Below are 14,597 nucleotides of genomic sequence, written 5' to 3' on the forward strand. Positions count from 1 at the left end.
AGAACTTATCAGAACTCAACCAGTATACGGAACACCTTTCCCGGATTCGCCGTCCATTCCTGCATAGCTTCCAAAGCCCCTTCCGGTTTTGCTATCTTCGAAATCAGTTCTTCTATCGGACAATTCCCTTCTTTCATATAATTGATTACGGCACGGAAATCGGCAGGTAACGCATTTCTGGAACCACGGATATCCAGTTCTTTCTGAACGAAATATTTCGTTTGGAAAGCTACTTCACTCTTGGCATAACCGATGCAAACGACCCGTCCTGTAAAACCGACTTCATCCACTGCCATTACATAAGTGATCGGACTGCCGACAGCTTCAATCACGACATCGGCACCGAAGCCCTCCGTTATCTGTTGCATCCGTTCGTGTACATTTTCTGTTTTGGAGTTAATCACATAAGAAGCACCTACCTTTTTCGCCAGTTCCAGTTTCTCGTCATCCAAGTCGACAGCAATGACCGTTGCCCCTCTCAAAGCAGCACGTACAATGGCACCGATACCAATCATACCGCAGCCAATAACCATCACATATTCATTATCGATCACCTGCGCACGAGATACCGCATGGAATCCGACACTCATCGGCTCAATCAACGCACAATCGCGAGGAGAGATATTACCAGCCGGAATAATCTTTGTCCAAGGTAAAACTGCATATTCGCACATCACTCCATTGCGTTGCACTCCTAACGTTTCATTATGCTCACAAGCATTGACACGACCATTACGACAAGAAGCACATTTACCACAATTGGTGTATGGATTCAATGTCACGTTCATCCCTTTTTCAAAGCCGGCCGGAACATTCGGACCAACCTCCTCAATCACCGCTCCTACCTCATGTCCCGGGATTACCGGTAACTTCACCATTGGGTTACGTCCTAAAAAGGTATTCAGGTCGGAGCCACAGAAACCCACATACTTGATTCTTACTAATACTTCACCGGCACCAACGGTCGGTTTTTCCAGTTCAACCACCTTCATTTCGGAGGGATTGACAATTTGAACTGCTTTCATTGGATATGTTTGATAAATAAATTTATTAATCGATTACTTTATAACCTTTCCAGCCGTAATATGCACAGAAGACAAAACAAATCATCGGTACACAATAGGCCATATAATAGATATGCTCATTGGCATGCATGAAATAAGCCGTCAACTGTGGCAGGCAGGCATTGCCGACAATAGCCATTACCAGAAATGCCGAACCGCTCTTTGTCTGATTCCCCAGTCCTTTTAGCGCCAATGAGAACTGCGTGGGATACATTATAGACATAAAGAAAGAGATAGCCAACATTGCGTATAACCCGATCATACCTCCCCATATCATCACTGCCCCGCACAAAAGAATATTCATCAAGGCATAAACCAGTAGCATATCCTGTGGACGGAATTTCACCATCAATCCGGTACCGATCCAACGCCCCAAAAGAAATGCAAGCATATACAATCCGAAGAAGGTAGTCGCTGTATCTTCCGGCAATCCGGCATAAGTGCAACAGTAAACCAGGAACAAACTGTTTATCGCCGTCTGTCCGCCGTTATAGAAGAATTGCGCAATCACTCCCCACCGCAAGTGTGAATGCTTCAATACACCGAAGTCTATCAGTTTTTCTTTCTGGCTGCCCTCTTTCGTTTTACCCAAAGAAGTCGTTTTATCAGAAGAAGCCGTTTCTCCTTCGTCCCCAATCTTCGGCAATTTTGAAAAGACGAAGACGACAGCTATGGCAATCAACAATATAGCCAATATCAGATAAGGAAGTTTCATGGCATCCGTTTCCAATTGGATATAGGCCTGCCAGCCTCCCGGATAATCTACAGGAAGGGTCTCTCGCGTGTAATGAGCTCCGCTAAGGATGAGCTTACTCAAAAACATGGCAGCGATAAAAGCTCCGAGTCCATTGAAAGACTGCGCTAGGTTCAATCGGCGGGGAGCTGTTTCGGGGGCTCCTAAAACCGTCACATACGGATTGGCAGCTGTCTCCAGAAAGCACATTCCCGTAGCGATAATAAAGAAGATACAGAGGTAAGCCCAATATTCTTTTAAAATGGCGGCAGGAAAGAAAAGCAGGCCTCCGATTGCTGCTAATACCAGTCCGAAAATAATCCCCGCCTTATAGCTGTAACGTTTCATAAACATCGCTATGGGGATGGGGAAAATAAAATAAGCCAACCAGTAGGCAGTCTCGGTAAAGGAGGCTTCAAAGGTATTCAGTTCACATGTCTTCATCAATTGCCGGATCATTGTGGGAAGCAGATTGCTGCTTATCGCCCACAGAAAGAAAAGGCAGAAAACTAACGCTAAAGGTATTGTATATGTATTCTTTTTCATGGTATAAATCTAGTTTTACGATAAGGATGTTTTCTCCATCATTCGGACATGTTCTTGATGTAAGGAAGTACGGGGAGATCCGTGAATCCATAGAAGTTCCGGGCATTTTCTCCCAAAAAGAGTCTTTTGTCCTCTTCCGTCAACTCGGAATACTTCACCACAAAATCGTATGACATCTTGTAAGTGATTGCTGTAATGGTGCGCGGATAGTCCGATCCCCACATCAGTTTCTCCATGCCAACTAAATCCGCCGCTTCCCGAATGGCTTTCACTGCTCCTTTGAAAGGATAAAATTCATCATTGAAAAGCCAGGTGATTCCGCCGGATTCAATCATCACATTGGGATGACGTGCCAGGCGGATTTGTTCTTTCCAGTCCGGACGTGTCACCATTCCGAAGTGCCCGACAGCTATTTTTAGGCGGGGACATTCCTGAATAATCTCTTCCACTTCGGGAACCTGTGTTGCTCCGTCAGCCAAATCGATGGAGAGCATGACATTCCGTTCTTCCATAGAATGAAACATCTGCATCATTTCCTCATTATTCAGCATTACCCGTCCCTCTTTTAACAACAAGCGTTGGGCAGGTATTTTTATAGCCTTAAAACCTTTGGCTATAAGCTCTTTCGCCTGCTCCAGAAATCCAGGTTTGCGGAACTCACACATTCCGCAAACAAAGAAACGGTTGGGATAATGGGAAACGACTTCCGACAAATAATCATTCTGAATACCGTCAATAAACTCTTGGGTAATGACAGCCGCAGCCACTTGCGCATAGTCCATATTCGAAAGAAAAACTTCCGCGCTATTCACTCCGTCTATCATAAAGGGCGGAACCATTTGCCGGATTTCTCCCATAAATTCCGAACGGCCATTTTCCAAAGTCCGGATAGGCAATCCGTCCACAACAGTATCCTGCCGTAACCACAGATGGGCGTGCGCATCAATAATTGTATAGTCCATACGAATGACGCTGTTTTATGAGTTTGCCCAACTTACACGTTTCTGCTCTCCGATAATCTCCTGTACTTCTCGAACGAGTTCCCAGTCAATAGGTTCTTCGATGAAAGCGATGTTCTTTTTCACATTCTCCGGATTAGTTGTACTAAATAAAGTCGTTGCTATACGAGGATTGCTGACGGAGAACTGCATAGCCAGTTTCTCAATCGGATAATTCTTAGCTTTGCAATGTTCCATTGCTTTACGGCAAGCCTCTACCAAGGGTTTGGGAGCCGGATGCCAGGCAGGAACACCACGTTCACTCAACAGTCCCATTGAAAGCGGAGAAGCATTAATCACGCCGATTTCTTTGGATTCGAAGTAGTCCAGGAAGTCTGCTAATTTATCATCACACAAGCAATAATGGCAGAAGCTAAGCACAGATTCAATCGTACCGCTTGGTGAATGGTCGATTACCCATTTCAAGTTTTCGAGTTGCAAGTCGGTAATTCCAACATGTCCTACCACTCCTTTTTCACGCAACTCAACCAAAGCAGGCAGAGTCTCATTAACTACCTGATTCAAATCGGCAAACTCCACATCGTGTACATTTATCAGATCGATAAAATCTATATTCAAACGTTCCATGCTCTCATACACACTTTCCGTCGCACGTTTTGCAGAGTAATCCCACAGGTTCACTCCATCTTTTCCATAACGTCCCACTTTGGTAGAAAGGTAATAACGGTCGCGAGGAAGATCTTTTAGCGCCTTCCCTAAAACTGTTTCCGCTTTATAATGTCCGTAATAAGGAGACACATCGATAAAGTTCATTCCTGCCTCAACAGCGGTAAACACAGCCTGAATGCCTTCTTTTTCTTTCAAATCATGGAAAACTCCTCCCAAAGAAGAAGCTCCAAAACTAAGAGATGATACTTTCATCCCTGTCTTTCCGATTTCATGGTATTGCATACTTTTAGGTTTTAAATCATTTTGTATGCGACAAAAATAGGTCAGTAATAGTTTCAGTGCAGCAGAGAGCGGTCGAAAAACCAACGTAACGGTTTACGTAAAAAATATTGCTTCAGATGCTTTTAATTTTCCGGGAATGTGCTTTCTTTGTAAAAAGAATCTAAGTTGCAGACTTTCAAATGGAAAACCGGAAACATACTTCACTCAAAGATCTCGCCCAAGCATTGGGGGTATCGATTCCTACTGTATCCAGGGCACTAAAAGATAGTCCGGAAATCAGCCGTGAACTTTGCGCCAAAGCAAAGGCACTGGCTAAAGAGATGAACTACCGCCCCAATCCTTTTGCCATGAGCCTGCGGAAAAATGCACCACGTATCATCGGAGTGATCGTTCCGGATATTGTCACTCATTTCTTTGCATCAATTCTGAATGGAATAGAGAATATGGCTATTGCCAACGGATATTTCGTGATTATCACGACCTCGCATGAGTCTTACGAGCACGAAAAAAGAAACATTGAGAATCTGGTCAATATGCGCGTGGAAGGCATCATCGCCTGTCTGTCTCAAGAAACAACCGATTTCTCCCACATCTCCGCCTTGAAAGACATTAATATGCCACTTATCCTGTTCGACCGTGTTTGCCTGACCGACCAATTTTCATCGGTGATAGCAGACGGGGCACAATCCGCACAGATGGCTACACAACATCTCCTGGATAATGGAAGCGAGCGGGTAGCTTTTATCGGAGGGGCCAATCATCTGGATATTGTAAAGAGAAGAAAGCACGGCTATCTGGAAGCCTTGCGTGAGAATCGTATTCCCATCGAAAAAGAGCTGGTAGTCTGCCGGAAGATTGATTATGAGGAAGGCAAGATTGCCACAGAAACTTTACTGTCACTTCCACAGCCTCCGGATGCTATTCTTGCCATGAATGATACATTGGCTTTCGCAGCAATGGAAGTTATCAAAAACCATGGCCTCCGGATTCCGAATGATGTGGCAATCATCGGGTATACAGACGAGCAGCATGCTAATTATGTGGAACCGAAATTATCAGCAGTATCACATCAGACCTATAAAATGGGAGAAACTGCCTGCCAACTACTTATCGATCAGATAAAAGGAGATAAGACTATCAAGCAGGTGACGATTCCAACACATTTGCAGATTAGGGAGAGTAGTATAAAAAATCAAAAATGTAATCTTCTGTAATATAAGCAAGAAGGAACAAAAACATAAGGAGTAGTCAAACGACATCATGACAATGAGGATTATGGATTGATGATGAAAATGAAAAGAATGCAAATCAAGCTATTGTATGGGATAAATGGAACAATCCTATAGGATATGACTTACCTGCAGATAAGAATTTCCATGGTATTACTCCTGGTAGAAATACAATATATGAAATACTTCAGTTTTAGAAATAATTCATAGAATAAAAATCATATCTAAACCAATGCTATATTAATAATAAGCTCCCTTATTCTATCCTTTGCCATAGATGAAATAGGATTAGAATAAGGGAACTTTATTTTAATAAATTCCAAATGATAATAAGTGATTATTTTTCGCACTTTAACATTTGAATATCAAATACTAAAGTTGAATAACCTAAAATAGTAATCGAAGAACCTTTTGGAGTATAATCACTACTACCATAACCATATTTCCATGGAACATACACTTCCAAACGTTCACCAATTTTTCTTCGTTGCAATACCTCTGACAAACCAGTCACAAGCCCATTAATTGTTAAGTTCGCAGTTCTTGAAAAATCAATGCTAGGATTCGCTTCAGTAAAAGAGCCATCAAACGCTTCCCCTATAAAGTTATCTTGTTTATCAACATAACCACCAGTATTACCCCAAATGATATAAGAACCTTTATAATATACAGTAACCTCATCTGTTGCCCGCGGGATAATATTTTGAATCACCCCATCTCCCACAGGAGTTTTCTTTTTAAAATAGATAGGAACTCCAGGATATGCAATCATATGAATAGAATCCAACTGACCACGTGTAGCGGTATTTGCATGAGCATTGGCTATTGAATCTATAAAAGCTTCATTACGTGCCTGCCAGTTATCATATTTGCCCGTCTCTTCCGTTTCACTGCAAGCAGTGAATGCAAGAGCCAGCAATACTAAGGAGAATAAATAGATCTTTTTACTCATTCGTCAAAGGTTTATTGTAATGTTTTCAATAGAGAAGTGATGCTTACTCTGTCTGCGATGATATTATTCAGTTCAGAGATAGCTACACGCTCTTGTTGCATGGTATCGCGATTACGCAATGTCACGCAGTTATCTTCTAATGTCTGATGATCGACTGTTACACAGTACGGAGTACCAATAGCATCCTGACGGCGATAACGCTTACCGATACTATCCTTTTCGTCATATTGGCAATGGAAGTGGAACTTCAGGCTGTCAATAACCTCACGGGCTTTTTCAGGCAGGCTGTCTTTCTTTACCAACGGCATAACTGCCAGTTTCACCGGAGCCAGAGCAGCAGGCAATTTCAGAACCACACGGCTTTCACCATTCTCCAGTTGTTCTTCACAATAAGATGCGCTCATGATGCTAAGGAACATACGGTCAACACCGATAGAAGTTTCGATTACGTACGGAGTATAAGACTCGTTCAGTTCCGGATCGAAGTATTTGATGCTCTTGCCGGAGAACTTCTCATGTTGAGACAAGTCGAAGTTAGTACGAGAGTGGATACCTTCCACTTCTTTGAATCCGAACGGCATCAGGAATTCAATATCAGTAGCGGCATTTGCGTAGTGAGCCAGTTTATCGTGATCGTGATAACGATAGCTTGCATCGCCGAATCCAAGAGCTTTATGCCATTTCAAACGGATTTCTTTCCATTTCTTGAACCAGTCAAGTTCAGTTCCCGGTTTTACAAAGAACTGCATTTCCATCTGTTCGAACTCACGCATACGGAAGATGAACTGACGGGCAACGATCTCGTTACGGAAAGCCTTACCAATCTGTGCGATACCGAAAGGTACTTTCATACGCCCCGTCTTCTGTACATTGAGGTAGTTTACAAAAATACCCTGTGCAGTTTCCGGACGAAGATAAATCTTCATGGCTCCTTCGGAAGTAGAACCCATTTCAGTAGAGAACATCAGATTAAACTGACGAACTTCTGTCCAGTTCTTTGTACCGGAGATCGGGCATACGATTTCTTCATCAATAATGATCTGACGCAATTCTTCCAGATTACCGTCGTTCAGAGCTTTAGCAAAGCGAGTGTGAAGTGCGTCACGTTTTGCCTGATGCTCCAATACACGTCCGTTGGTAGAACGGAATTGAGCCTCATCAAAAGATTCGCCGAATCTCTTGGCAGCTTTCGCTACTTCTTTATTGATTTTATCGTCATACTTAGCCAGCTGATCTTCGATCAACACGTCAGCACGATAACGTTTCTTAGAGTCTTTATTGTCAATCAAAGGGTCATTGAATGCGTCTACGTGTCCGGAAGCCTTCCAGATAGTAGGATGCATAAAGATGGCAGAGTCGATACCGACAATGTTCTCGTGCAACAGCACCATGCTGTCCCACCAGTATTTCTTGATGTTATTTTTCAATTCAACGCCCATCTGACCGTAGTCATACACAGCGCCTAGTCCGTCGTAGATATCGCTCGAAGGGAATACGAAACCATACTCTTTGCAATGCGATACAAGCTTCTTAAAAACGTCTTCTTGTGCCATTTTCTTTTCTATATCTATTAATTTGAATTTGCTTTTTTCGTAAAAAGTGCCACAAAGATAGGGATTTATCTCATAAATAAGACAGGGAGGGTATTAATTTATCTTATTCCTGAACTTCTTCATCGATTTCCGGTGCCACCATACGGTCATATTCTTCCCGCTCCTGCTCCCGGTCCGCTTTCTTCATTTCTTTGGTCAGCATCTCTTCGGGCATATACAGATTAAAAGGAATACGCATGCATTTCATTTTTTTCACTTCCCGGCTAAATTCAGGACAAGCCACGAAATAGACACGTGAAACGGACACCTTTCCCGGAGTTACCTGTTCGGGGCGTTCAAATCCCGGACTGGTCAGTGACGTATGGAATGTGCCAAGTCCTTCGATAGTAACCGGCTGTCCGATAGACAACAGACTACGGATAGCATCAACCATTTCCGTCAATATACCATCTATCTGCCCGCGATGAAATCCACTCCGTTTTTCCATGTACTCGGCAAATTCTCTATTCCGAATCGGATCTATCAGTTTTTTGGGTACACCATACCATAATTCTTTTCTTTCTCCCGATGTTAAATCGGCTTTTTTTCTCACTACATAAGGCACTGCCATCGTTTATACTCCTTTCTTTTTTCGTTTATACTCGCGTTCTATCTGACACCCGGGTGTCAACACCATTGAGACCCGGGTGTCAAGCATACCAACACCCGGGTGTCAGTGCTCATGAGACCCGGGTGTCAGATAAGTGTTGGCTGCAACAAAATTAAGTCTTTATTGCGAGAGAACAAAAGAATTCTTCTATATTTGTGCATCCCTACATTATACTAAAGAAAAACATAGAACTATGATTAAGATTCTTCTATTGATAGACTATTCAAGCGAATTTGACAGGAAACTGCTACGGGGACTTGTCCAATACTCCAAAGAAAACGGTCCCTGGCTCTTTTACCGGCTGCCTTCTTATTATAGCACAATGCATGGCGAACAAGGCATTTTGAAATGGGCGAAAGAATGGAAAGCCGACGCCATTATCGGTCAGTGGAATAACGATACGATCGATTTGCAGAAGGAGCTGAATATTCCGGTAGTACTACAAAACTACCATCACCGGAGCGTCACTTACTCTAATCTGACAGGTGATTATAAAGGTACGGGAAGAATGGCAGCCCAGTTTTTTGCCAAACGGATGTTTCGAAACTTTGCTTATTTCGGCGTTAAAGGGGTGGTTTGGTCTGACGAACGCTGCGAAGGGTATCGGCAGGAAGTGAAACGTATCGGAGGCGAATTTTTCAGTTTCGAATCGGATAAGCAGGAAGACGAGATAAGAATGGAGGCGAGCCAGTGGTTGCAGCAACTCCCCAAGCCAGTCGCCCTATTTTGCTGTGATGATGCGCACGCCCTATTCATTTCTGAAACTTGCAAAATGACGAATATTCCTATTCCGGAAGAAATTGCTTTATTAGGCGTGGACAATGACGAACTGATGTGTAATATTTCCGACCCTCCCATTTCATCCATAGAGCTCGAAGTAGAAAGAGGCGGATATTCTATCGGCAGACTTATTCATCAACAAATAAAAAAGGAACACGAAGGTACTTTCAATATTGTTATCAATCCTATCCGCATCGAATTACGGCAATCTACGGAGAAACACAATATCAAAGACCCTTATATTCTGGAAGTAGTGAAGTATATAGAGTCTCATTACAGTTCCGATTTGACCATAGAGTCTCTGCTTGCAAACATTCCGCTATCCCGCAGAAACTTCGAAGTGAAATTCAAAAACGCACTGAATACCTCTATATACCAATATATTCTGAATTGCCGGTGTAATCATCTTGCAGATCTACTGCTCACAACCGACCGTCCATTGGCCGATTTAGCAATGGAAGTAGGCTTTACAGACTATAATAACATTGCCCGGATTTTCAAAAAATTCAAAGGATGTTCACCTATTGAATACCGGCAGAAAAAGACTAGACAAAGATAAAATAAACGCTTTCTGAAGACTGTTTTTCGTTTTGACATTAAGATCATTCATGAGAATGACCTACCTTTGTTTTCATACTTTTCGAAATACATTTTAGATATTAATACTATGCAAAGACATACCATAAGAGGAAAAACAAGAACGATTATCTATCCTATTATTATTTATTTGGGGATCACCTCAATAATGGGGTGCAAAAGATTAGAGATTAACCAAACAAAAAGAAACTGGGAGAAGCTATCCGCCTACTTTACCCCACCACCACTGTATCAGGAGAAATTTGGAACTTACCGCAACCCTCTTTTATTTTACAATGGAGATACAGTCAAAAACGCAGACGACTGGCTAAAACGAAGAAAAGAAATAAAAGACAAATGGTTGAACCTGATCGGTCATTGGCCGGCTATCATCACCAATCAAAAACTGGAGATTATAAAAACCACAGAACGCGAAGATTTCAAACAACATTTAGTGCGTTTTTATTGGACTCCTCTGGAACAGACTTACGGCTATTTACTGGAACCAAATAAGAAAGGGAAACATCCTGCCGTTATCACAGTATTCTACGAACCGGAAACAGCTATCGGATGGGGAGGAAAAGCTAATAGAGATTTCGCCTACCAATTAACCAAAAGAGGATTCGTTACTCTCTCATTAGGAACTAGACAGACCACCAAAGATAAGACTTACTCTCTCTATTACCCGACTATTAACAACTCCACTATGCAACCTCTTTCAGTACTTGCTTATGCGGCAGCCAATGCATGGGAAGTATTAGCCAGAGTCGAAAGTGTCGACTCTACCCGAATTGGTATCATGGGACACTCTTACGGTGCTAAATGGGCTATGTTTGCTTCTTGTTTATATGAAAAGTTTGCCTGCACCGCCTGGAGTGATCCGGGTATCGTCTTTGATGAAACCAAAGATAATTATATCAATTATTGGGAACCTTGGTACTTGGGGTATTATCCCCCACCCTGGAAAAAGATCTGGAGCAACAACGGCAATAACTCTTCAACAAGTGTCTATGCCAGACTATGTAAAGAGGGGCATGATTTACATGAACTCCATTCTTTATTGGCTCCTCGCCCATTTCTCGTATCAGGAGGTTATTCTGATAATGTAGACAGATGGATTCCATTAAATCACTCTGTCGCAGTCAACCGACTTTTGGGTTATCATCATCGAGTAGCAATGACGAACAGGCCCAAACATGATCCTACTCCCGAATCAAACGAAACTATATATAAGTTCTTCGAATGGTTCTTAAAAAGAAAAACGCCAAAAGAAGATTAACAATGCATTATTCTTCGTTTTTTGAAGATAGTTTTTCGTTTTTGCCACCGCACATGTCTTTGAAACAGAATACTTTTGTATCATTAACTAGTTAACCGGTCTAAAGAGACTATTGTTAGAAATTAAAATTTCAAATCGACGATCTAATATTTAAAAACTTATCATGCAATGAAGAAAATCAGATGGAATCCAAGGTTAGTAACCTCGTTGTTTATTACTCTTTTAATGTGCACTCTCGATTGTCTTGCACAAGAAGTAATAAAAGGGTTTGTGAAAGATGGTAATGATGAACCATTACCTGGCGTATCTGTAGCTGTCAAGGGTGCAACGAATGTCGGTACCATTACAAATGTTGACGGCAAATATAGCATTAATGCCCATAAGAATGACGTATTGGTATTCTCCTATATCGGAATGGTCAGCCAGGAAGTCAAAGTAGGTAATAAGACGAATATCAATATCACTCTTAAAGAAGATGTTTCCTCGCTGGATGAAATCGTAGTGGTAGGCTATGGAACTCAAAAGCGCGGTAGTCTGACCGCCGCCATATCTACTGTCTCCGATAAAGAAATCCTTAAAGCCCCAACCATGGGAATCAGTAATATCATCGGTGCACGTGTTGCCGGTATTTCCGCCGTACAAGCCAGTGGACAACCCGGTGCGGATAATGCCTCCTTATCCATACGCGGGCAAAGTGGTATTATCTATGTTATTGACGGCATCAGAAGAAGCGCAAGTGACTTCAACGGACTCGATCCGAATGAAATAGAATCTGTGTCTGTATTAAAGGATGCATCAGCCGTAGCCGTTTATGGTCTGGACGCAAATGGAGCATTCATTGTCACAACCAAAAAGGGACAAACAGATAAAGTCACCATTAGCTATACAGGTACTGTGGGCATCAGCCAGAATGCAGAAGAACAAGAATGGCTCGACGGACCGGGATATGCTTATTGGTACAATAAAGCCCGTCTTCTACAAGGTGATACGGAAGTGTTTACTGTCGACATGGTGCGCAAAATGCGCGAGGGTGTCGACGGATGGGGAAATACCAATTGGTACGATAAAGTATATGGAACCGGTGTTCGCCAACATCATAATATTTCAGCATCAGGAGGAAGTGAAAAGATTCGTTTCTTCACATCTATCGGTTATCTGGAGGAAAAAGGAAATATAGATAAGTTCAAATACCGTCGAATGAATCTTCGTTCTAATATCGACGCACAGCTGGCTAAAGGACTTAGTCTGTCATTAGGTGTTTCGGGGCGTATAGAAAAACGGGATGCTCCCAAATTTTCTGCCGATCCGGACGATTGGATGAATATTCCCCAACAGGTATGCTACGCTTTGCCATATGTACAGGATACTTATGAATATAATGGGAAAATATACGATGTTTCAACCCCGACTTCCGGTTCTCCGGTAGCTCCTATCGCATCCATATACGATTCAGGATATAACAGGTCCAACCAATCATATATGCAGTCTAATTTCAGTCTGAAATACGACACACCTTGGCTTAAAGGATTAAGTTTAAAATTCCAGGGAGCGTACGACTTAGTTCATGGGATGACTAAACAGTTGACCAAGCCGAATGAAGTCATGATTATGGATTTACCTAATGCAGCCACTACCACACTCACCTACCATAAGGACTACAGTGTTTTGAAAGATACACCTATATTATCCGAATCGGCATCACGCGCCCAAGAGTTCACTACGCAAACCAGTATCACATATGATAACAAATTTGGAGATCACTCGATCGGAATATTATTGCTGGCTGAAACACGGGAACGTAATAGCAACAATCTCGGTGTAACGGGAACCGGATTAGATTTCATTCAGTTGGATGAGTTGAACCAAATCACAGGATTCACCAAAGAGGGGAAAGAGCAACCTGCTATACCTTCGGGTAGCAGCAGCCAGACACGTGTAGCCGGTTTTGTAGGTCGTTTGAACTACAATTACGCTGACAAATATTATTTGGAGGCTTCACTACGCCACGATGGTAGTTATCTGTTTGGTGGTATGAACAAACGCTGGGTCACCCTGCCCGGTCTCTCTCTTGCCTGGAGAATCAATAATGAAAAATGGTTTCATGCTACTTGGGTAGACAATCTGAAATTAAGAGCAGGTATTGGAAAAACTGCAACCAGCGGTATCCAGCCTTTCCAATGGAGAAATACGATGAGCACATCCCCCAATTCTGTAGTAATAGGCGGAGCCAGTCAAACTGCTATCTATCCGTCCGTATTGGGAAATCCCAATTTGACATGGGCGCAATGCCTCAACTATAATATCGGAATAGATGTAACTTTATGGAATGGATTATTAGGAATGGAACTGGATGCTTTTTATAAATATGAATATGACAAATTATCTTCTGTAACCGGTTCGCACACTCCTTCCATGGGAGGCTATTATTTTTCAACTGCCAACGTTAATAAAGCAGATTATAAGGGTTTTGATGTCACCTTTACACATCAGAACAGAATCGGAAGTTTCAGCTATGGAGCCAAATTAATCTGGTCATACGCATACGGAAGGTGGCTCAAATATGCAGGTGACTCTGAAAACACACCGGAATACAGACGACTGACCGGAAAGCAAATCGGTTCGAAAATGGGATTCATTGCCCAGGGATTGTTCCAGAGTGAGGAAGAGATAGCCAACTCCGCTACCATGCCCGACCGACCGGCTTATCCCGGATATATCAAGTATATGGATAGAAATGGAGACGGTATTATAACCGTCAATCAAGATCAGGGGTATGTAGGTAAAAGTTCAAGGCCGACCCACACAGGTTCTTTCAATTTATTTGGTAACTGGAAAGGATTCGATTTTGATATTTTAGCATCATGGGGGCTTGGCAGCGATGTTGCATTAACCGGAGTATATACGGCAACCGGTTCATCCGGAATCCAAAGCGCTACGGCCTTCACGCGTCCATTCTATCAGAATGGCAATGCACCAGTCTATCTGGTGGCAAACTCCTGGACACCCGAAAATACAAATGCAGAGTTCCCTTGTCTGGAAATCAATCCGAGAAGTTTGAATAACGGGCTGGCCTCCACATTCTGGTATCGTAACGGAAACTATTTGAGAATAAAAACAGCGCAAATAGGATACAATTTCCCTAAAAAATGGTTGAGTCCATTGGGAGTGGAAGCTCTTCGCCTCTATGTTGAGGGATACAACCTTCTGACTTTCAGCGCTGTGTCCAAGTACAACATCGACCCGGAATCTCCAGCTGTAAACAATGGATATTATCCGCAACAAAGGACTTATACACTTGGAGCTAAAATCACATTCTAAAATATACG

The 14,597-nt window shown here is 42.5% G+C and carries 11 protein-coding genes; 4 read left to right on the plus strand and 7 right to left on the minus strand.

Annotation, left to right across the window (positions count from 1 at the left end; all coding sequences use genetic code 11):
• Positions 1-8: 8 nt before the first annotated feature.
• The 4 genes from BSCG_RS09915 to BSCG_RS09900 are packed head-to-tail and all read right to left on the minus strand — an operon-like array spanning position 9 to position 4,253.
• A complete protein-coding gene (locus tag BSCG_RS09915) occupies positions 9-1,025 on the minus strand; it encodes a zinc-binding alcohol dehydrogenase family protein (protein ID WP_008776500.1) in 1,017 nt (338 codons plus the stop codon).
• Positions 1,026-1,050: 25 nt separating this feature from the next.
• Complete coding sequence (fucP, locus tag BSCG_RS09910) at positions 1,051-2,343, minus strand: L-fucose:H+ symporter permease (RefSeq protein WP_032849598.1); 1,293 nt, start codon at positions 2,341-2,343, stop codon at positions 1,051-1,053.
• Positions 2,344-2,381: 38 nt separating this feature from the next.
• A complete protein-coding gene (locus BSCG_RS09905) occupies positions 2,382-3,305 on the minus strand; it encodes an amidohydrolase family protein (protein WP_008776502.1) in 924 nt (307 codons plus the stop codon).
• 15 nt (positions 3,306-3,320) lie between these two features.
• The gene (locus tag BSCG_RS09900; protein ID WP_004309617.1) at positions 3,321-4,253 is read right to left on the minus strand and encodes an aldo/keto reductase; all 933 of its coding nucleotides are present in this window, start codon (positions 4,251-4,253) and stop codon (positions 3,321-3,323) included.
• Positions 4,254-4,432: 179 nt separating this feature from the next.
• Between BSCG_RS09900 and BSCG_RS09895 the strand changes: the two genes are divergently transcribed.
• On the plus strand, positions 4,433-5,467 hold the full coding sequence (locus tag BSCG_RS09895; RefSeq protein ID WP_008776503.1) for a LacI family DNA-binding transcriptional regulator: 1,035 nt from the start codon (positions 4,433-4,435) through the stop codon (positions 5,465-5,467).
• A 352-nt stretch (positions 5,468-5,819) separates the two neighbouring features.
• On the opposite strand, the gene BSCG_RS09890 is transcribed toward BSCG_RS09895, so the two are convergent.
• From BSCG_RS09890 to BSCG_RS09880, 3 genes are all read right to left on the minus strand, one after another.
• The gene (locus BSCG_RS09890; protein WP_004299631.1) at positions 5,820-6,434 is read right to left on the minus strand and encodes an FKBP-type peptidyl-prolyl cis-trans isomerase; all 615 of its coding nucleotides are present in this window, start codon (positions 6,432-6,434) and stop codon (positions 5,820-5,822) included.
• Positions 6,435-6,445: 11 nt separating this feature from the next.
• On the minus strand, positions 6,446-7,987 hold the full coding sequence (locus BSCG_RS09885; RefSeq protein WP_008776504.1) for a glycine--tRNA ligase: 1,542 nt from the start codon (positions 7,985-7,987) through the stop codon (positions 6,446-6,448).
• Positions 7,988-8,090: 103 nt separating this feature from the next.
• The gene (locus BSCG_RS09880) at positions 8,091-8,597 is read right to left on the minus strand and encodes an HU family DNA-binding protein (protein WP_004299627.1); all 507 of its coding nucleotides are present in this window, start codon (positions 8,595-8,597) and stop codon (positions 8,091-8,093) included.
• Positions 8,598-8,829: 232 nt separating this feature from the next.
• Between BSCG_RS09880 and BSCG_RS09875 the strand changes: the two genes are divergently transcribed.
• From BSCG_RS09875 to BSCG_RS09865, 3 genes are all read left to right on the plus strand, one after another.
• Positions 8,830-9,975, plus strand: coding sequence for a xylose operon transcription regulator XylR (locus BSCG_RS09875; protein ID WP_008642910.1), 1,146 nt, complete (start codon positions 8,830-8,832; stop codon positions 9,973-9,975).
• A 108-nt stretch (positions 9,976-10,083) separates the two neighbouring features.
• The gene (locus tag BSCG_RS09870; RefSeq protein WP_008776505.1) at positions 10,084-11,271 is read left to right on the plus strand and encodes an alpha/beta hydrolase family protein; all 1,188 of its coding nucleotides are present in this window, start codon (positions 10,084-10,086) and stop codon (positions 11,269-11,271) included.
• 168 nt (positions 11,272-11,439) lie between these two features.
• Positions 11,440-14,589: a SusC/RagA family TonB-linked outer membrane protein gene (locus BSCG_RS09865; RefSeq protein WP_004305146.1), complete on the plus strand. Its 3,150-nt coding sequence runs from the start codon at positions 11,440-11,442 to the stop codon at positions 14,587-14,589.
• Positions 14,590-14,597 lie beyond the last annotated feature (8 nt).

Origin of the sequence: Bacteroides sp. 2_2_4 (assembly GCF_000157055.1) — a bacterium.
GTDB lineage: Bacteria > Bacteroidota > Bacteroidia > Bacteroidales > Bacteroidaceae > Bacteroides > Bacteroides ovatus.

What these genes read in the sequence shown, in the direction of transcription:
- BSCG_RS09915 (WP_008776500.1), bottom strand. Translation starts at nt 1,025, where the DNA reads ATGAAAGCAGTTCAAATTGTCAATCCCTCCGAAATGAAGGTGGTTGAA.
- fucP (WP_032849598.1), bottom strand. Translation starts at nt 2,343, where the DNA reads ATGAAAAAGAATACATATACAATACCTTTAGCGTTAGTTTTCTGCCTT.
- BSCG_RS09905 (WP_008776502.1), bottom strand. Translation starts at nt 3,305, where the DNA reads ATGGACTATACAATTATTGATGCGCACGCCCATCTGTGGTTACGGCAG.
- BSCG_RS09900 (WP_004309617.1), bottom strand. Translation starts at nt 4,253, where the DNA reads ATGCAATACCATGAAATCGGAAAGACAGGGATGAAAGTATCATCTCTT.
- BSCG_RS09895 (WP_008776503.1), top strand. Translation starts at nt 4,433, where the DNA reads ATGGAAAACCGGAAACATACTTCACTCAAAGATCTCGCCCAAGCATTG.
- BSCG_RS09890 (WP_004299631.1), bottom strand. Translation starts at nt 6,434, where the DNA reads ATGAGTAAAAAGATCTATTTATTCTCCTTAGTATTGCTGGCTCTTGCA.
- BSCG_RS09885 (WP_008776504.1), bottom strand. Translation starts at nt 7,987, where the DNA reads ATGGCACAAGAAGACGTTTTTAAGAAGCTTGTATCGCATTGCAAAGAG.
- BSCG_RS09880 (WP_004299627.1), bottom strand. Translation starts at nt 8,597, where the DNA reads ATGGCAGTGCCTTATGTAGTGAGAAAAAAAGCCGATTTAACATCGGGA.
- BSCG_RS09875 (WP_008642910.1), top strand. Translation starts at nt 8,830, where the DNA reads ATGATTAAGATTCTTCTATTGATAGACTATTCAAGCGAATTTGACAGG.
- BSCG_RS09870 (WP_008776505.1), top strand. Translation starts at nt 10,084, where the DNA reads ATGCAAAGACATACCATAAGAGGAAAAACAAGAACGATTATCTATCCT.
- BSCG_RS09865 (WP_004305146.1), top strand. Translation starts at nt 11,440, where the DNA reads ATGAAGAAAATCAGATGGAATCCAAGGTTAGTAACCTCGTTGTTTATT.